15 protein-coding genes and 4 tRNA genes are annotated in these 18,318 nt (G+C 62.0%); 2 read left to right on the top strand and 17 right to left on the bottom strand.

Translation table 11 applies throughout. The features are described 5' to 3' along the window. Positions 1–13: 13 nt before the first annotated feature. The 8 genes from VMP31_RS21365 to gorA all read right to left on the bottom strand — a co-directional run bounded on the left by VMP31_RS21365 (position 14) and on the right by gorA (position 10,545). Positions 14–2,209, bottom strand: a complete 2,196-nt coding sequence (locus VMP31_RS21365) for a hybrid sensor histidine kinase/response regulator (protein WP_325509713.1) — start codon at positions 2,207–2,209, stop codon at positions 14–16. Between the two features lie 7 nt (positions 2,210–2,216). After that, the gene (locus tag VMP31_RS21360; protein WP_325509712.1) at positions 2,217–3,971 is read right to left on the bottom strand and encodes a methyl-accepting chemotaxis protein; all 1,755 of its coding nucleotides are present in this window, start codon (positions 3,969–3,971) and stop codon (positions 2,217–2,219) included. A 55-nt stretch (positions 3,972–4,026) separates the two neighbouring features. Next, positions 4,027–5,661 (bottom strand): methyl-accepting chemotaxis protein, encoded by a 1,635-nt coding sequence (locus VMP31_RS21355; RefSeq protein ID WP_325509711.1) that lies wholly within the window; start codon positions 5,659–5,661, stop codon positions 4,027–4,029. A 26-nt stretch (positions 5,662–5,687) separates the two neighbouring features. After that, positions 5,688–6,293, bottom strand: a complete 606-nt coding sequence (locus VMP31_RS21350) for a chemotaxis protein CheW (RefSeq protein WP_325509710.1) — start codon at positions 6,291–6,293, stop codon at positions 5,688–5,690. Continuing rightward, positions 6,278–7,792: a CheR family methyltransferase gene (locus tag VMP31_RS21345; protein WP_325509709.1), complete on the bottom strand. Its 1,515-nt coding sequence runs from the start codon at positions 7,790–7,792 to the stop codon at positions 6,278–6,280. The genes VMP31_RS21350 and VMP31_RS21345 overlap by 16 nt, the downstream gene beginning before the upstream one ends. Further along, positions 7,779–8,258 carry a chemotaxis protein CheW gene (locus VMP31_RS21340; protein ID WP_325509708.1) on the bottom strand — a complete coding sequence of 160 codons (480 nt, stop codon included), beginning with the start codon at positions 8,256–8,258 and terminating at the stop codon, positions 7,779–7,781. The genes VMP31_RS21345 and VMP31_RS21340 overlap by 14 nt, the downstream gene beginning before the upstream one ends. A 297-nt stretch (positions 8,259–8,555) precedes the next feature. Further along, positions 8,556–9,179: a trimeric intracellular cation channel family protein gene (locus VMP31_RS21335; protein ID WP_325509707.1), complete on the bottom strand. Its 624-nt coding sequence runs from the start codon at positions 9,177–9,179 to the stop codon at positions 8,556–8,558. Positions 9,180–9,186: 7 nt separating this feature from the next. Next, complete coding sequence (gene gorA / locus VMP31_RS21330) at positions 9,187–10,545, bottom strand: glutathione-disulfide reductase (protein WP_325509706.1); 1,359 nt, start codon at positions 10,543–10,545, stop codon at positions 9,187–9,189. 93 nt (positions 10,546–10,638) lie between these two features. Between gorA and VMP31_RS21325 the strand changes: the two genes are divergently transcribed. Beyond that, a complete protein-coding gene (locus VMP31_RS21325) occupies positions 10,639–11,061 on the top strand; it encodes a VOC family protein (RefSeq protein WP_325509705.1) in 423 nt (140 codons plus the stop codon). A 96-nt stretch (positions 11,062–11,157) separates the two neighbouring features. Here the strand turns inward: VMP31_RS21325 and galU are convergent, their stop codons facing one another. The 9 genes from galU to VMP31_RS21280 all read right to left on the bottom strand — a co-directional run bounded on the left by galU (position 11,158) and on the right by VMP31_RS21280 (position 17,315). Next, entirely contained in the window at positions 11,158–11,997 is an 840-nt protein-coding gene (galU, locus tag VMP31_RS21320; RefSeq protein WP_325509704.1) for a UTP--glucose-1-phosphate uridylyltransferase GalU, read from the bottom strand. A gap of 43 nt (positions 11,998–12,040) precedes the next feature. Beyond that, complete coding sequence (locus tag VMP31_RS21315) at positions 12,041–13,402, bottom strand: UDP-glucose/GDP-mannose dehydrogenase family protein (protein WP_325509703.1); 1,362 nt, start codon at positions 13,400–13,402, stop codon at positions 12,041–12,043. A gap of 118 nt (positions 13,403–13,520) precedes the next feature. Further along, a tRNA-Leu gene (locus tag VMP31_RS21310) sits at positions 13,521–13,607 on the bottom strand. Positions 13,608–13,761: 154 nt separating this feature from the next. Further along, a tRNA-Cys gene (locus tag VMP31_RS21305) sits at positions 13,762–13,835 on the bottom strand. A 38-nt stretch (positions 13,836–13,873) separates the two neighbouring features. Beyond that, a tRNA-Gly gene (locus VMP31_RS21300) sits at positions 13,874–13,949 on the bottom strand. 66 nt (positions 13,950–14,015) lie between these two features. Further along, entirely contained in the window at positions 14,016–14,576 is a 561-nt protein-coding gene (pgsA, locus tag VMP31_RS21295) for a CDP-diacylglycerol--glycerol-3-phosphate 3-phosphatidyltransferase (RefSeq protein ID WP_325509702.1), read from the bottom strand. A gap of 33 nt (positions 14,577–14,609) precedes the next feature. After that, complete coding sequence (gene uvrC, locus VMP31_RS21290) at positions 14,610–16,448, bottom strand: excinuclease ABC subunit UvrC (RefSeq protein WP_325509701.1); 1,839 nt, start codon at positions 16,446–16,448, stop codon at positions 14,610–14,612. After that, on the bottom strand, positions 16,435–17,079 hold the full coding sequence (gene gacA / locus VMP31_RS21285; protein ID WP_325509700.1) for a response regulator transcription factor GacA: 645 nt from the start codon (positions 17,077–17,079) through the stop codon (positions 16,435–16,437). Before gacA ends, uvrC begins: the two co-directional genes overlap by 14 nt. Positions 17,080–17,225: 146 nt before the next feature. After that, positions 17,226–17,315: transfer RNA gene (locus tag VMP31_RS21280), tRNA-Ser, on the bottom strand. 135 nt (positions 17,316–17,450) lie between these two features. On the opposite strand from VMP31_RS21280, the gene VMP31_RS21275 reads away from it, so the two are divergent. After that, complete coding sequence (locus VMP31_RS21275) at positions 17,451–18,119, top strand: Bax inhibitor-1/YccA family protein (protein WP_325509699.1); 669 nt, start codon at positions 17,451–17,453, stop codon at positions 18,117–18,119. Positions 18,120–18,318: the final 199 nt, after the last annotated feature.

The raw sequence follows: 18,318 nt of genomic DNA, 5'->3' as shown, positions 1-18,318 counted from the left end.
GTGCTCCCCCCTCTCAGATCAGTCGCCGAATGGCATCGAGCAAGCTGTCCTGCTCGAAACCGCTTTTCACCAGATAAGCATTGGCCCCGGCCTCCAGCCCCCTGGCCCGGTCTTCCGCTGTGCCCAGGGCCGTCACCAGCACCACCGGCAAGCTGTCCAGTTCGCGGTCAGCGCGAATCCGGCTGGTCAGGGTAAAACCATCCATGCGCGGCATCTCGACATCGGACACCAGCAGGTCGAACTGCGCCTGTTTCAGGGCATTCCAGGCTTCCAGGCCATCGTTGGCGGTGGCCACCTGATAGCCTGCGGCTTCGAGTATGGCCTTGAGCAGCCCGCGCGAGGTGAAGGAATCCTCGGCGATCAACAGGCGCTGCCGCGAAGTGCCGGAACTCGCCTCGGCGCTCTGGGCCAGGGCGCTGACGCGGGTCTCCTGGGCGCTACGGTAGAGATCGCCGGGGTGCAGAATGGGCACCAGCTGACCATCGCCGAGCAGGGTTGCCCCCAGCAAGTTGCGTACCCGCAGCAGTTGTTTGCCGAGGTTTTTCACGGTGATTTCCTGATCGCCAAGCAGTTCGTCCACCAACAGGACAAAGCGTTCACCGCGCACTTTGAGCAGCAACAGGGTCAGCTTGCTGGCGTCGCGGGCCTGGCTGCCAAGACCGAGCACCTCCGCCAGGGACCAGACCGCCAGCACTTGCTGCTGAAACACCACCGTGGGGCGGTTTTCCAGGTTCTTCAGCGCCGCGGCCGGCAAGCGCAGACAACGCTCCACCGCCAGGGCCGGAACGGCGAAGGTGCGTTCGCCGATGCGCACGATCACCGCGCGAAAAGTTGACAGACTGAGGGGCAGGTGCAGGTGGAAACAACAGCCCTGCCCCGCAGTGGATTCCAGGTCGATGCGCCCGCCCAGACGCTCGACCACCTCCTGCACGATGGCCATGCCCAGGCCGCGGCCAGACAGGTCGGTGATCATGGCGCTGGTACTCAGACCGGAGCTGAACACCAGCTTGGCGGCCTCCGCATCACCAAGCGCCTCGGCCTGCTCCAGGCCCAGCAGGCCGGTGCTTACCGCCTTGGCCTTGAGTTGCGCGAGGTCCAGGCCGCGGCCATCGTCGCTGATCCGCAGTTCGAAGCGGTCCGCCGACTCCTGAAGCAACTCCAGTTGCAGCTGGCCGAGCTCCGGTTTGCCACAGGCGATGCGTTGCTGCGGGGTTTCCAGACCATGGTCGAGGGCATTGCGCAGTAGATGGGTAAGCGGCGCACGCAGTTCATCGAGGATGCGCTTGTCGATCTGCAGATGGCTGCCGCGCACCTGCAGATCGACCCGTTTACCGGCCTGGCTGGCCAGGTCCTGAACCATCGCCGGCAAGCCTTCGACCAAATGGCTGCCGGCCAGCAGCAGCGTGCTCTGCAGCTCATCGGTCAGGCCCGCGGAAAGTTGCGTCAGCCCCTGCGCCAGGTGCTTGCCGGCTTTATCTAGCTGCACCGCGGCAAAATGCAGGCGGTCGAACTGGGCCTGGCTCCAGTCCAGATAGTCGAACAACAGTTTGAGCCCGCCCTGGCTCGCCGTGGGCAGCGTCGCCAGGCTGCCGCGCAATTGCTCCAGAGCTCCGGGGCTGATCAGCCGACCCTGCTGCGGCGCGCAGGCCTGTACATGTTCGCCCAGGCTGCGGCTCAGCGATTGCGCCTCGAGCCGGTGTTGCAACAGGCTTTCGCTGTGAAACAACAGGGCATCCAGGCGCTGGGTCGAAACCCGGACCGTACCCGCTTCGGTGCGTGGCAACACAGGAGCCGGCGGCTGCTCGGGCAATTGCACCGGTGCGCCATTGGCGGCCGCCTCCAGGCTCTCGATCAGTTCGGCCTGGGTTACGGCATCAGGTGCTGGGCCGGCGTGCAACTGTTGCAGCATACCCAGGGCATGGCGGCACAACTCGACCCGCTCGGCACTCAGCTCCAGCCCGCCGCTGCGCACCGCGGCGAGCAGGCTTTCCCAGGCATGGCAAAGCTGCTCCATGGCACCCAGGCCCACGGCCCGGGCCGCGCCCTTGATGCTGTGTACTTCACGAAACAGCGACTCAACGGCCTCGGCCGAGGCGGCGGACTCGCGCCAGCCAGCCAGTTGGTCGGCGAGGGTCGCCAGGCGCTCGTCGGCCTCCAGCTTGAAGCTGGCCAACAGTTGCCGCTGCAGGGCCTCACGATCCAGGCTCATGGCATGCTCACAATTTGAACCGTCCCGCCAGGCTCTTTAGCTTCAAGCCCAGCTGGTGGAGGTTGCGCGCCGCCAGGTCGACCTGACGGGTGCCGCCGACATTGTCCTGGCTGGCTTGGCGGATGCTTTCCATGGCGGTGGCGACCTGGTCCATGCCAACCATCTGCTGCTGGCTGGTCACGGCGATCTGCAGCGCCATCTCGCTGGACTCCTCGATATTGCTGCTCAGGGTGCGAATCGCCTCGCCACTGGCCTGGGCGCGCAGGTAACCGACTTCCACCGTCTTGCTGCCTTGCTCGGCCAGCAGCACCGCCTTGGTCATGGCCTTCTGGATCTCGCCGAGAATGCCGCGCACCTGGGCCGTGGCCTGTTTCGACTGCTCGGCCAGGATCTTGACCTCCTGGGCCACCACCGAGAAACCCTTGCCGGTTTCGCCCGCCTTGACCGCCTCGATCGAGGCATTGACCCCCAGCAGATTGGATTGCTCGGCCAGATCGCCGACCGAGGCGACTATCTCGCCGATGGCCTGGCTCTGCTCGCCTAGGCGCATGATGCTCTCGGCCACCGCCTGCATCTGCTCGCGGATCTGCTGCATACCGCTCAGGGCCTCGTCCACCGCTTGGCGACCCGTCTGTGCGACCTGCCGGGTGCGTGCGGCGCTTTCGCTGACCCCCTGGGATTTGCTGCCCGCCAGCACTGCGGTCTGCTTGACCTCCGCCACCGTAGTGGCGATCTCGCTGATGGCCGTGGCGGTTTCCTGGGTGCTGCTGGCCACCTGGCTGGTGGCGGCCAGAATCTCCTCGCTGGAACTGGCCAGCACCGAGATGCCGTCATTCATTTCCTGCACCAGTTCGCGCAGGTTATCCACCATGGTGGCAAAGGCGCTGCCCAGCACATCGCTCTCGGCCACCCCTTGCAGGTCGACCTGCAGCTGACCGTCGGCCAGCCCCTCGGCCTTGCGGACCAGGTCCTGCAGATACAGGCCCATACGGGTAAAGGCCTGGCCCAAACGGCCGACCTCGTCCTGGCGCGCGGTGGTGCTCATATCGCGGGGGATCTCGCCACGGCTGATACGCTCGGCCCAACCGGTCAGGCGCACCAGCGGCTGCGCGATATGCCGGCTCAGCCACCAACCGAAGAGGCTGGCCAGTACCGCCAACAGCAACCCCACTTGCAGCAGTTGCCTGCGTTGCTGCTGCAGCTCCTGGGTGGTTTTCTCCAGGCCCTGCTGCACCCGCGCAATGGTCAGTGCGGAGAGTTGTTCGCTCAGGCCCGCGATCTGCTCCACCCGTTCATTCTGGATACCGCTGAACAGGCGGCGGGCTTCCTCGCCCTGGCCGCTGCGCAACAGGGGGATAACATCGCTGTCGCGGCTTTGGTTATAGGCGGCGTACAGCTTCTGCAACTGCTCGACCAATACCCGGACCTCGTTGTCCGTAATGCGATTGCGGCTGAGTTCTTCCAGCAGGCGCTCATTGGCCTGGCTACGACGATGAATATCCGCCAGATACTCGCGCTGCGCCGCACCGTCACTGTCCATGGCCAATTGCAAGGCAATGCGCTGGGCCTGGATATTGATCACCAGATCCTTGACCTCATTGACCCGTTCATAACGGCGGGTGAAGTCCGCTGCTTCAATTTCCTGCAATTGCACGAAACGCTGCAGGCTGAACAGCAGCATGGCGGCGAAACCTGCAATCAACAGGGAGAAAGCCAACAACAACTTGCTGCTGATACTCAGGTTGGCCAGTTTGCTCATCATCGTTTTTCTCCTGGCGGCGGTTCTGCTCTTGTTGGCAGACCCGCCAGTGCTTGGTTCAGAGCCGGAAGCGGGCCGCCAGGCCCTTGAGTTTCAGGCCCAGCTGATGAAGATTGCGCGCCGCCAGGTCGACCTGGCGGGTACCGCCGACATTGTCCTGGCTGGCCTGGCGAATGCTTTCCATGGCACTGGCGACCTGGTCCATGCCAACCATCTGCTGCTGGCTGGTCACCGCGATCTGCAGCGCCATCTCGCTGGATTCCTCGATATTGCTGCTCAGGCTACGAATCGCCTCGCCGCTGGCCTGGGCGCGCTGGTAGCCGACCTCCACCGTCTTGCTGCCCTGCTCGGCCAGCAGCACCGCCTTGGTCATGGCCTTCTGGATCTCGCCGAGAATGCCGCGCACCTGGGCAGTGGCCTGTTTCGACTGCTCAGCCAGGGCCTTGACCTCCTGCGCCACCACCGAGAAACCCTTGCCGGTTTCGCCGGCCTTGACCGCCTCGATCGAGGCATTGACCCCCAGCAGGTTGGATTGCTCGGCCAGGTCGCCGACCGAGGCGACTATCTCGCCAATGGCCTGGCTCTGCTCGCCCAGGCGCATGATGCTTTCGGCCACCGCCTGCATCTGCTCGCGGATCTGCTGCATGCCGCTCAACGCTTCTTCCACCGCCTGTCGGCCGTCCTGGGCGATTTTCCGGGTGCGCGCGGCGCTTTCGCTGACCCCCTGCGATTTGCTGCCCGCCAGCACCGCGGTCTGCTTGACCTCTGCCACTGTGGTGGCGATCTCGCTGATGGCCGTGGCGGTTTCCTGGGTGCTGCTGGCCACCTGGCTGGTGGCGGCCAGAATCTCCTCGCTGGAACTGGCCAGCACCGAGATGCCCTCATTCATCTCCTGCACCAGTTCACGCAGGTACTGGCTCATCAGCCCGAACGCCTGGGCCAGCCGTCCCACTTCGTCCTGGCGCGGGCTGCTACTGACCTCACGCGGAATCTCGCCACGGCCAATCTGCTCGGCCAGACCGGTCAGACGAGCCAGAGGCAGGGCGATATGCCGGCTCAGCAGCCAGGCCAGCACGGCGCTCACGCCCACCAACAGCAGGCTCAGATTGCGGATGCGCTCGCGCAGGGCCTCGAGGCCCTGGCGTGATGCCTCCTGGGTTTCGCTAATACGTTGTTCGGTCAGTGTGGCCAGCTGCAGGCCAAGCGCATGAATCGCCTCGAAGCGCTCCAATTGCACACCCCGGTTCAGCTGCAGCGCTTCTTCCAGTTGCTCGTTACGGATCAGCTGCAGTTGCGTGGCGCGGGTATTCGCCAGGGCGTTGCGCACGTCAAACAATTGCTCAAGCAGCTCACCGGCCTGCGGATCGCCGCTGGCCGTCTGGCGCAGCTGCTTGATCAGGCGCTCATTGTCGGCACTGTGCTGGCGAATCTGCTCCTCGCGTTCGTCCAGCTCGCCCCTGGTTCCCGGGTTGATCGCCAGAAGCAACTCGCTGCGCTGGGCGGCGATATTGATACGCAGCTCCTTGACCGCGGAGATCCGCTCGTAGTTACGCTGAAACTGGCTCTCCTCGCGGGCTTGCAACTCGACAAAGCGCTCCAGGGTGGTGAATAGCAGCCCGCCAAAGCCCAGAATCAGCAGGGCGAACGCCAGGAGCAACTTGCTACCTATATTGAATCGCAGAATCCTGAGCATCATCCGTGTCCCTCTCTACTGTGCGATTACTCAACCATAACGCGCAGGTCCGGGTCGCCCAGCAGGCGTGCGCCGTCCAGCACCGTGCATTGTTCTGTTGTCACCCCAAGCAGGTAGCGCGCGCGCACCCCGCTCAGGTTGGGCAGGTCCTTCTGCAGGTTGGCGCAGCTGATCGTGGCCACCCCAAGCACGCGGTCGATCAACAAGCCGAACTCCATGTCCGCGCTGTGCAAAATCAGCAAAAAGCTGCGGTCCGACAGGCTGCCGTGGGGTAACTCGAACAACACCCGCAAATCCAGCACCGATACGATGCGCCCACGCACATTGACGATGCCCAGCACATAGGCCGGGGTACTGGGCAAGGGCGTGTACTGGTTGAGTGGCAGCACCTGGGCGACATGCTCACTGCCAATGGCATACAGCTCGTCACTCAAACTGAAACGAAGCACATCGAGCTGCTCGCCAAGCTCCGCCGGCTGCGCGGCCCCGGCCCATTGGCGGGTACGGGCGGCCAACCGCTTGTTCAACTCGCTGGTGCTTATATCGCTACCTTCGCCCAGGCGGCGTTCAAGCTCGCCTAGGCGCTCACGCAGCTGATCCCAACGCCCGCTGGTGTCTATCGGCTCGGACATGACGGCGCGACCTCCTGCAGTTGTTGGCACACAAGCAGCAATTGTCCGCAACTCATGCCATCGCCCAGGGGCACCAGGCTATCGCCGCTCTGCTGCAGCAATAACTGCTGGCAAACCCGCAGCGCCTTGGCGGCAGCCTGGGTACGGCCCTGGGCGACCAGCAGGCGGGCCTGGAGAAAGTAGCCGAGGATAAATTCGGGCTGCAGGTATAGGGCCTTGTGCAAAGCCTGCAGCGCGGCCGCATCATCACCGCTGTGCTGCGCCAACTGAGCCTGCAGCCAATAGGCGGGAACCGAGTCGGCCTGCAGTTGCAGGGCCCGCTGCAACCAGTCGCGGGCCTCGTCGAGGCACTGCTGATCGGCCCAGCTGCGCGCGGCCAGCAGGCAGGCCTGGTGCTGTTGTCCGCGGCTCAGGCCGGCGCAAGCCAGATAGGCCAACAGGGCTGCCCGGGCCGCTGGATAAAGGCCGGCAGCCAGGGCTTGTTGGGCCTGCTGCCAGTGCTCCTCGGCGGGGACGGCCTGGCGCGTGGCCGGCTGCACGGGTGCCGGTGCATCTTCGCGCTTATGGCGAGTGCTATGGGGGGCTGGCTCTGCCTGACTCACGGCAGTGGTTAGCGCCGCCATGGGCGGAACGGCCGCGGTTGCCCGCCCGGCGTGGCGATTCAGGGCGTAATTGCAGCCCGCCCAGCTACCCGTCAGCCCCGCCTGGGTGGCGATGCCGGCTTCGACTGCGCCGAGCAGTAGCAACCCCTCGTCATTCAGGCAGCCAAGCAGACGCTTGACCACCGCCGCGGCACGCGTTGGCGAAAAATACATCAGCACATTGCGACACAGGATCAGATCGGCCTCCGGCAGCAGGCAATCCTGGCCTTCATCGATAAGGTTGAACTGGCGAAAGCGGATGCGTCCGCGCCAGGCCGGGCGAACCTGCCACAGGCGGCCTTCGGCCTGGAAGTAGCGCTGGCGGAAGGCGCTTTCGTTGCGGCGAAAGGCGTTGCTGCCATACAGGGCCTGCTCGGCCCGGGCGAGAAATTGCGCACTGATATCGCTGGCGACCAGTTCCACCGTCCAGCTATCGCGCTCCTCGCCCAGCAACTCATCGAGCAGAAACAGCAGGCTATAGGCCTCTTCGCCGGTGCAGCAGCCGGCACTCCACAGGCGCAGGCTGCGTTGCCCGCTCTGCCGGCGGCGCGCCAGCACGCCGGCCAGATGGTGTTGGGCCAGCCAGTCGAAGGTTTCCGGGTCGCGCCGAAAATAGGTTTCACCAACACTGAAGGCCGGTACCAGGCTTTGTATCAGCGCGGCATCCCACTCGGTAAAGGCCAGCGCCTGCAACCAGGCCGCCGGGTCACTGAGCTCCTGCTCGACTGCCAGCAACTGCAGGCGACGCAGCAGTTCGGCGCTGCGCGGCGCGGAGAAGTCCATGCCCAGGTGCTGGTGAACCTTGTGCACCAGCACATCCAGTAGCGGGGCCGAACAGGACGGCTTAGACCCTGGCATCGGGGCCACCTCTCTGCTCGGCCAAGGCGGCGTCCAGCTGGCTTTCCTCGGCGGCGCAGAGCAGTTGCTCGACATCCTGAATCAACAGCATGCCCTCCGCACTGCGCAGCACGCCCTGGAGCAGACTGGATGGCACATGGGGATCGGGGGCCGGGGAAAAATCGCTGGCGACGCAACTGCATACCGCAGCGACCTTTTCCACCGGTAGCAGCAGTTGACGTTTGCTGGTTTGCAGCCAGATAAAGGGTTGCCACAAGGTCGTCGGGGCCGAGGGCCAATCGAAGCGCCGGGCCAGATCGATCACCGGCAACACATGGCCCTGCACATTGACCAGCCCGCGCACAGTTGGCGGCGCACCGGGCAAGGGTGTACTAAGCAATGCCGGCAATACCCGTACGACATTCTCGAGCGCAACTGCAAAGTGCTGCCCGGCCAGCCAGAAGGGCAGCACCACGTATCTATCCATAGATGCATCCCTGTCGTTGCGATCTCAGGCTCTCATACTTGTACCCTAGCTCAGCTGTTGATGGCGTCCAGTTTGCCGCCATCGACAGTTTTGCTGTGGCCAAAACGCAACCCGGCCCAGGCTATAGATAGAAGCGCCTGTACAGATACGATGTCGGTAAGGGCCGCCTGGATAGGCGGCAGTGATCTAAGCCATCAGACGTTGGCGAGCGAAACTGAATAACGGCTAACCTTGCTCAGGTTACCGTCCGACCGCGGAAATACGCCGATTCGATGGGACAACGGCGACGTTCGATCATCAGTCCCTGTCCAGCAGGTGAAACCGAGGCAGAGATACGTGCCAGCGAATAGCCGCCAGGCGGATCAGCAGCACTGTCAGCATGGACACCCCGGTATCCAGCCAATGCGGAGTGCCCAGCTCGCGCAGGCCGATAAACATCAGGGCTCCGGCAATGCAGGCGGTGGCGTAGATTTCCTTCTGGAAGATCAGCGGAATCTCGTTGCAGATCACATCGCGCATCACCCCGCCGGCCACGCCGGTCATCACCCCCATGATCACCGCCGTGCTATAGGGCACGGCATGCTGCAGTGCCACTTCGGTGCCGATCACGGTAAACACCGCCAGACCGAAGGCATCCGCCAGCAGCAGGCCTTTCTCATGAATGGGCTGGGTCAGGCGCACCCAGATCACCGTGCCGATGGCCGCCAGAGAGGCCACTAGGATATAGAGGTCGTTGAGAATCCAGCTGACCGGGTGGTTGTCCAGGATTACATCGCGCAGGGTGCCGCCGCCCAGCGCGGTGATGATGGCAATCACCAGCACGCCGAACAGGTCCATGGATTTGCGTCCGGCCATCAGCGCACCGGTAATGGCAAATACCGCAACGCCGAACAGGTCGGCGAGGTAGAAGAGTTCTGCCATGGCGTCCTCAGGACTCGACCGGGGTACGCATGGTGACGAATTCCTCGGCCGCCGTTGGGTGCACGCCGATGGTTTCGTCGAACATCCGCTTGGTTGCCCCGGCTTTCAGGGCAATGGCCAGGCCCTGGACGATTTCCCCCGCCTCCGGGCCGACCATATGGCAACCCAGCACCCGGTCGCTGTCGGCATCCACCACCAGCTTCATCAGCGTACGTTCCTGGCTGTCGGTCAGCGTCAGTTTCATCGGCCGGAAACGGCTTTCGAAAACCACGACGCGGTGGCCCTCTTCCCTGGCCTGCTCCTCGCTCAAGCCTACGGTGCCAATATTCGGCAGACTGAATACCGCCGTAGGGATCATCTGGTAATCGACCTTGCGGTACTCCTCCGGCTTGAACAGCCGCCGCGCCACGGCCATGCCTTCGGCCAGGGCCACCGGGGTCAGCTGTACCCGGCCGATCACATCGCCGATGGCCATGATCGAGGGTGCCGTGCTCTGGTACTGCTCATCGACCTTGATATAGCCGCGCTCGTCCAGTTGCACCTCGGTGTTTTCCAGGCCGAGGTTATCCAGCATCGGCCGCCGGCCGGTGGCGTAGAACACACAGTCGGTTGCCAGTACGCGGCCATCCTTGAGCGTTGCCAGCAGGCTGCCATCGGCCTGCTTGTCGATGCGGGTGATATCGCTGTTGAACTGCAGGTCGAGGCCGCGCTTGCTCAGTTCTTCACGCAGGTGCTGGCGCACCGCGCCATCGAAGCCGCGCAGGAACAGCTCACCCCGGTAGAGCAAGGAGGTCTGCGCGCCCAGGCCGTTAAAGATCGAGGCGAACTCCACGGCAATATAACCGCCGCCCACCACCAGCACGCGCTTGGGCAGTTGTGCGAGAAAGAATGCCTGGTTCGAGTCGATGGCATGCTCGCGGCCGGGAATATCCGGGACATGAGGCCAGCCGCCGGTGGCGATGAGGATATGCTTGGCGCTGTAACGCTTGCCGCCCAGTTCAACGCTGTGCCCATCAAGCAGACGGGCGTGGCCTTCCAGCAGGGTCACCCCACTATTGACCAGCAGGTTGCGGTAGATACCGTTGAGGCGCTCGATTTCGCGGTTCTTGTTGGCAATCAGGGTCGGCCAGTCGAACTGCGCCTGATCCAGCGACCAGCCAAACCCCTGGGCCTGTTCGAAGTCTTCGGCGAAGTGGGCACCGTACACCAGCAGCTTTTTCGGCACGCAGCCGACGTTGACGCAGGTGCCGCCCAGATAGCGGCTCTCGGCCACCGCCACGCGGGCACCGTAGCCCGCGGCAAAGCGGGCCGCGCGTACGCCGCCGGAGCCAGCACCGATTACAAACAGGTCGAAATCGTAGGTCATCACAAGCCTCCAGAACAGGCCGCAAGCATAACCCAATCACCCCGAGCCCCGCCCTCGGACTACGCTTGCAAAGTACCCTCAAGGAGCAGCCTTATGCGTCCGACCCTCACCCACCTGGCGTTGCACGTCCCCGACCTAGATGCCTGCGTGGCCTTCTACCGCGAGTTCTGCGGCATGGCGGTGATTCACCAGCGCGCCGGCAAGGGCTCACGGATTGTCTGGATGGCCGAACCCGGCAAGGAGCATGAATTTATCTTCGTGATCATGCCCGGCGGGCAGGACCGCGCGCTGGCGGCCGATGACTACAGCCACTTCGGCTTCGCCGTGGCCAGCCGCGAGCAGGTCGATGCCATTGCCGCCAAAGCCCAGGCTGCGGGTTGTCTGATCTGGGCCCCGCGTGACGAGCCCTATCCGGTCGGCTATTACTGCGGGCTGCGTGATCCATCAGGTAATTATGTCGAGTTCAGCTACGGCCAGCCGCTTGGCCCGGGCTCTGAGGCGATGCCGATTCCTTGACCGGCGCGTGCAAACGGCAAGCAAAAACGACAAAGCCACCTCGCGGTGGCTTTGCTATTCATCTCACTTACAACTCAAGGCGTACGGCTTACCGCCTCAGTAAGCCTTGCCTGGCTTGTAGAGGTTCTCGAAACAGAAGTTGGTGGCATCGATATAGCCTTCCGCACCGCCGCAGTCGAAGCGCTGGCCCTTGAATTTGTAGGCCATGACGCAGCCGTTCTGCGCCTGCTTCATCAAGGCATCGGTGATCTGGATTTCGCCGCCCTTGCCGGGTTCGGTCTGCTCGATCAGTTCGAAGATATCCGGCGTCAGGATATAACGGCCGATAATGGCCAGGTTCGAAGGCGCATCTTCAGGCTGGGGCTTCTCGACCATGCTGTTAACCCGGTAGATGTCTTCCCGGATCATTTCGCCAGAAATTACCCCGTACTTGTGGGTTTCTTCCGGCGGCACTTCCTGGATGGCCACGATCGAGCAGCGGAACTGCTTGTACAGCTTGACCATCTGAGTCAGCACGCCGTCGCCGGCCAGGTTCAGGCACAAGTCATCGGCCAGCACCACGGCAAAGGCTTCATCACCAATCAGGGGACGACCGCAAAGAATGGCATGACCCAGGCCTTTCATTTCGACCTGGCGGGTGTAGGAAAAGCTGCATTCATCGATCAGACGGCGGATCCCGCTCAGGTATTTTTCCTTATCGGTATCGCGGATCTGATGTTCGAGTTCATAGCTGATATCGAAATGGTCTTCCAGGGCACGCTTGCCGCGCCCGGTGATCATGGCAATTTCCGTCAACCCGGCTTCCAACGCCTCTTCAACGCCGTACTGGATCAGCGGCTTGTTCACGATCGGCAGCATTTCCTTGGGCATCGCCTTGGTGGCGGGCAGAAAGCGAGTGCCGTAACCGGCTGCAGGGAACAAGCATTTTTTGATCATTGGGAACCTTAGGTAAATGGGTGAAAATTGCGTGCGCAGTTTATCAGGCTGCACTGGCCTTACAATGCCCCTGGGCAGGCCGGCCAATACCTCGATAAAGAAAACCCAGCTCAGCCAAGTGCGCAGCATCGTAGATATTGCGCCCGTCAAACAGCACAGGCATACGCATCAAACCGCGTACTCGTACAAAGTCAGGCTGACGGAACTGCTTCCATTCAGTAACCAACACCAGTGCATCCGCCCCTTCAACGACGGTATACGGCGATGTACTCAGGCGCAGCTGACCGCTATCGATCGCCTGACTATAACGTTCTGCCAGAGCCGTTGTGGCAACCGGGTCGCAGGCCTGAACGGTTACGCCAACTGCCAACAAGGCATTGAGCAAAACCAGGCTGGGCGCTTCGCGCAGATCATCGGTGCCTGGCTTGAAAGCCAAGCCCCAAAGCGCCACGACCCGCCCTTGCCAGTAACCGGAAAAATGCTCACGTAACGCCTGGAACAACAACGTCTTCTGTAGCGCGTTACGAGCTTCGACTGCGCGCAGGATGCCAGGTTCAATGCCTTCCTGCTCGGCAGTGCGGATCAACGCCCGCACATCCTTGGGGAAACAGGAACCGCCATAACCGCAACCAGCGTAGATAAAATGCGTGCCGATGCGTTTGTCACTGCCGATGCCGCGGCGCACCTCCTCGATATCGACGTCCAGGCGTGCACACAGGCTGGCCATTTCGTTGATAAAGGAAATCTTGGTGGCGAGAAAGGCATTGGCGGCGTACTTGCTGAACTCCGCGGCGCGCAGGCTCATGCACAGCAGGCGTTCGTGGTTGCGCAAAAACGGCGCATACAGACGGCGCAGCACCTCAGCGGCCTCCGGCTCGTCGCAGCCGATGATGACCCGGTCCGGACGCATAAAGTCATCGATGGCCGAGCCCTCCTTGAGGAACTCCGGGTTGCTGGCCACGCTGACCTTGCACGACTGGCCACGTTTACGCAGGCCATTATTGATCCGCTGCGCGACCCGCTCCCCGGTACCGACCGGCACCGTGGACTTGTCGACCACGATACAACTGCGCTGCAAGCTGGCCCCCAGGGCATCGGCCACGGCGAGCACATGGGACAGATCCGCCGAACCATCCTCCCCGCTTGGCGTGCCCACGGCGATAAAAACGATCTCCGCCTGGGCGACGCCCAGCGCCAGATGCTCGGTAAAGCTCAACTGACCGCTGGCAAGATGGGCCCTGAGCATCGTTTCCAGCCCGGGCTCGTAGATGGGCACCTGACCGTCAGCCAGGCCGGCGACCCGCGCGGCATCCTGCTCCACGCAGATCACCCGGTTACCCATTTCGGCAAAACAGACCGCCGATACCAGCCCGACATACCCGGCTCCGATCACGCAAATTCGCATCGCCACACCTCCAGATGAGTTGCAGCGATTGCAGCTAAAACAGGTGGCAGGCATATGACACTGACGCGACAGGCGCGTGACAGCGTACTTAAGGCGAGGGAGTTGTAGCGAGGAAAGGTGGTGCCCCGAGCCGGAATCGAACCGGCAAGACCTTGCGGTCGGCAGATTTTAAGTCTGCTGTGTTTACCAATTTCACCATCGGGGCGCTTGGCGCGTTGTCACTTGTTGGCTAGCGGCTGTTGCCGTCAGCGGCTCAACTTGCGAGGTCTGGACTATATACAGCCCATGGGCGAGCTGCAAGCCGCGTACCTTAAAATGAAAAAGCCTCGTAAATCATGGATCTACGAGGCTTTTCTAATTGGAGGCTGAGGTCGGAATCGAACCGGCGTTCACGGATTTGCAATCCGGTGCATAACCACTCTGCTACTCAGCCTTGAAACTAAACGGGCCGTTTAAACGGCCCGTTAAAATTGGAGCGGGAAACGAGACTCGAACTCGCGACCCCGACCTTGGCAAGGTCGTGCTCTACCAACTGAGCTATTCCCGCTTGTCGTACTGACGGCCGCCATTCTATAGCTTCGGAACGCCGCGTCAACCCCTTGATTCAAAAAACTTATTTCTTTTCGGCAACTGGGCTGAGGTGCGGCCAGGCCGCCATCAGATACTGCACCATCGACCACAGGGTCAGCACGGCGGAGATCACCAACAACACATAGCCAAGGATCACCCAGGCGGTAAATGTCGGCGGGTTGGCCAGCAGGACGATCAGCGCAACCATCTGCGCCGCGGTTTTCCATTTGGCCAGATTGGAGACGGCGACATGGGCCCGAGCGCCCAGTTCGGCCATCCACTCGCGCAAGGCCGATACCACGATTTCACGGCCGATAATGATCACCGCCGGCAGGGTCAGCCAGAGGTTGGTGTGTTCCGCCACCAGCAGCACCAGGGCTACGGCCACCATCAATTTGTCGGCCACCGGGTCGAGAAAGGCCCCGAATGGCGTGCTTTGTTCAAGCCGACGCGCCAGATAGCCGTCCAGCCAGTCAGTTGCGGCGGCACAGGCAAATACTCCGCTGGCCGCCCAATAGCTCCAGCTGAAGGGCAGATAAAACAGCAGAATAAAGCAGGGAATCAGCAGAACGCGGAGCACGGTTAGCAGGTTGGGGATATTCATCGGCACAACTAGGCTGCAAAGTGAGCAGGCATTCTACTCGCTGTGCAGTGCGGCATAAATCAGCTCTGCAAGCTTTTTACTGATACCTGGCGCTTTGGCGATTTCTTCGCTACTGGCGCGGGTCAGTTCCTGCAGGCCGCCAAAGTGGTTGAGCAGCTCACGGCGGCGCTTTGGCCCTACCCCGGCAACCTCCTCCAGGCTGGATGTACGCCGCGCTTTACCGCGCCGGGCGCGATGGCCGGTAATGGCAAAGCGGTGTGATTCGTCACGAATCTGCTGGATCAGGTGCAGCGCGGGCGAATTGCCCGGTAGGGTGAATTCATGGGCGGCGTCATTCAGGTAGAGGGTTTCCAGCCCCGGCTTGCGGGTGGTGCCCTTGGCCACGCCGAGCAGAATCAGCTCGGGCACTGCCAGTTCTTCGAGCACCGTACGGGCCATGGCCAGCTGGCCCTTGCCGCCGTCGACCAGGAGGATATCGGGCAACTTGCCTTCGCCCTCCTTGACCCTGCTGAAGCGCCGAGTCAGCGCCTGGTGCATGGCGGCGTAGTCATCGCCCGCCGTCACGCCTTCGATGTTGTAGCGGCGGTAATCGGATTTCAGCGGGCCTTCCGGGCCGAACACCACGCAGGAGGCCACCGTGGCTTCACCGCTGGAGTGGCTGATATCGAAACACTCCAGGCGCTGCGGCACTTCATCCATGTCCAGCGCCTCGGCCAGGGCCTCGAAACGCGCGGCCACATGCTGGCGATCGGCCAGGCGCGCGCCCAGGGCCTGCTCGGCATTGGTTACCGCCAACTGCTGCCAGCGCGCCCGGGTGCCGCGCACGCGATAGCTGATACTCAACTGGCGACCGCGCATCTCCTCGATAGCCGAGATCAGGGTGGGGAAGTCTTCGTGCTGGGCATTGACGATCAGCTCGCTGGGCAGGTCGCGCTCCTGACTGCTCAGGTAATACTGGGCGAGGAAGGCCAGCAATACATCACTGCCCTCCTCCTCAATGGCCACCTGCGGGAAGAAGTTCTTGCTGCCCAGCACCCGCCCGCCACGCACACTGATCAGGTGCACGCAGGCACCGCCCGGATTGACCATGGCCGCGACCACATCGACGTCGCCGCTGCCGCCTTCCATGCTCTGCTGATCCTGCACCCGGCGCAGCAGGGATATCTGGTCGCGCAGTTCGGCGGCGCGCTCGAAATCCAGGGCCATAGCGGCCTGCTGCATACCGCTGGACAGCTCATCGCTCAGGGCATTGCTGCGGCCTTCGAGGAACATCACCGAGTGGCGTACATCCTCGGCATATTCCTCAGGCGTCACCAGGTCGACACAGGGGCCCTTGCAGCGTTTGATCTGGTACTGCAGGCAAGGCCGGGTGCGGTTTTTGAAGAAGCTGTCCTCGCATTGGCGCACCAGAAAGGCCTTCTGCAACAGGTTGAGGCTTTCGCGGATCGCCCCGGCGCTGGGATAGGGGCCGAAATAGCGGCCCTTCGGCTTTTTCGCCCCGCGATGGATGCTCAGGCGCGGATAATCGCCATCCGAAAGAAACACATAGGGATAGGACTTATCGTCGCGCAGCAGGATGTTGTAGGGCGGCCGCCATTCCTTGATCAGCGTCTGCTCAAGCAGCAGCGCCTCGGTTTCGTTGGCGGTGATGGTGGTTTCGACCTGAGCGATCTTGCCCACCAGGGCGGCAGTCTTGGGGGCCAGGCCGGTCTTGCGGAAGTAGCTGGCCAGGCGCTTTTTCAGGTTTTTGGCTTTGCCGACATAGAGCAGCCGGGCATCCACATCGAACATGCGGTAGACGCCGGGGCGGCCACTGCAGGTGGCGAGAAAAGCGCTTGAGTCGAAAGCCGCGCCGGTTTCAGCTGCCGGCATCGATCATGCCATGGCGCACCGCCAACAGTGCCAACTCCACATCACTGGTAATCGACAGCTTTTCGAAGATGCGGTAGCGGTAGGTGTTCACGGTTTTTGGCGACAGGCACAGCTTGTCCGAGATGCTCTGCACCTTCTGGCAGCCGGCAATCATCAAGGCGATCTGGATCTCGCGCTCGGACAGCAGGTCGAATGGCGAATTGTTGTTCTGCGGCTGAAACGACTTGAGCGCCAGCTGCTGGGCGATCTGCGGGCTGATATAACGCTGGCCACTGAACACCATACGGATTGCCTGGACCATTTCCTCCAGCGCTGCGCCCTTGGTCAGGTAGCCGGCGGCACCGGCCTGCAGCAAGCGGGTAGGAAAAGGATCTTCTTCACACACGGTCACGGCCACGACCTTGAGGTCGGGGTGGCTGCGGATCAGTTTGCGGGTGGCTTCGAGACCGCCGATGCCGGGCATCTTGATGTCCATCAGGACGACATCGGGCTTCAGTTCGCGGGCTTTGTGCAGGGACTCTTCACCGGATTCGGCCTGGCCTACGACCAGCAAGCCTTCAATGTCGGCAAGCATGCGCGTGATGCCTGTGCGAACCAGATCGTGGTCATCGACTACTAGCACCCTAATCAAGCGACACCCCATTGTGCGTCAGGCCACCCAGACAGCGGCCTTGTTGAAATGCTGATCAAATCAGATTTGCGTTATTTGACCAAGCTTGGCGCATGACCGTCAAAAAGCAAACGCCAAAATGCGCTTGCAGGACGCCCAGAGGAAAATGGCGGAAGCGGTGAGATTCGAACTCACGGAAGAGTTTCCCCTTCGACGGTTTTCAAGACCGTTGCATTCAACCGCTCTGCCACGCTTCCGGCGTTAGTGCGGGCGGCAATCTTACCGGAACGCAACACACTGTCAAACTCTGCGTCTTGGCAGTTTGCGTGGCTCTGTTATGATCCCCTTCGACCTTGGTCACGGAACCATCTAGCCTCTACAGGAGTGTCGCCATGAACGATCACAATTATGCCCTCGACCATACGCAGGTCGAGCAGCAAGAAGTCAGCCGCGTCCTGCGCAACACTTACGGCTTGCTGGCCATCACCTTGGCTTTCAGCGGTCTGGTTGCCTTTATGGCGCAGCGCGCCAACGTGCCTTATCCGAATATCTTCGTGGTGCTGATCGGCTTTTACGGCCTGTTCTTCCTCACTGCCAAACTGCGCAACTCGCCATGGGGCCTGGTTTCCACCCTCGCCCTGACCGGCTTCATGGGTTACACCCTGGGCCCGATCCTCAACCGTTATATGGGCATGGCCAACGGCGCTGAAGTAGTCAGCTCGGCATTCGCCATGACAGCATTGGTGTTCTGCGGCCTGTCGGCCTATGTACTGACCACCCGCAAGGACATGAGCTTTCTCAGTGGCTTTATCACTGCAGGCTTCTTCGTTCTGATCGGTGCCATGGTGGCTGGCTTCTTCTTCCAGATCAGCGGCCTGCAACTGGCGATCAGCGCCGGCTTCGTGCTGTTCTCCTCGGCCTGCATCCTGTTCCAGACCAGCGCGATCATCCACGGTGGCGAGCGCAACTACATCATGGCGACCATCAGCCTGTATGTATCGATCTACAACCTGTTTGTCAGCCTGCTGCAGATCTTCGGCATCATGGGCGGCGACGATTGATCGCTTAACCCGTAAACAAAGAAAGGCCGCTTAACTAAGCGGCCTTTTTTATTGCGCGTGTCCCGTCCTGAATAAGGTTTACACCTCCCATCCCGAATTTCCGGAGATCCTGATGGAACAAGGTGTAAAGCGAACACAGCGCGATTACTCGCTGGCCTTTAAATTGGCGGTTGTCGATCAGATCGAAAAAGGCGAATTG

The organism is Pseudomonas sp. (genome assembly GCF_035512415.1).
Lineage (GTDB): Bacteria > Pseudomonadota > Gammaproteobacteria > Pseudomonadales > Pseudomonadaceae > Aquipseudomonas.
Note: the sequence above shows the minus strand (reverse complement) of the source record. Positions and strands in the feature narration are given on the sequence as shown.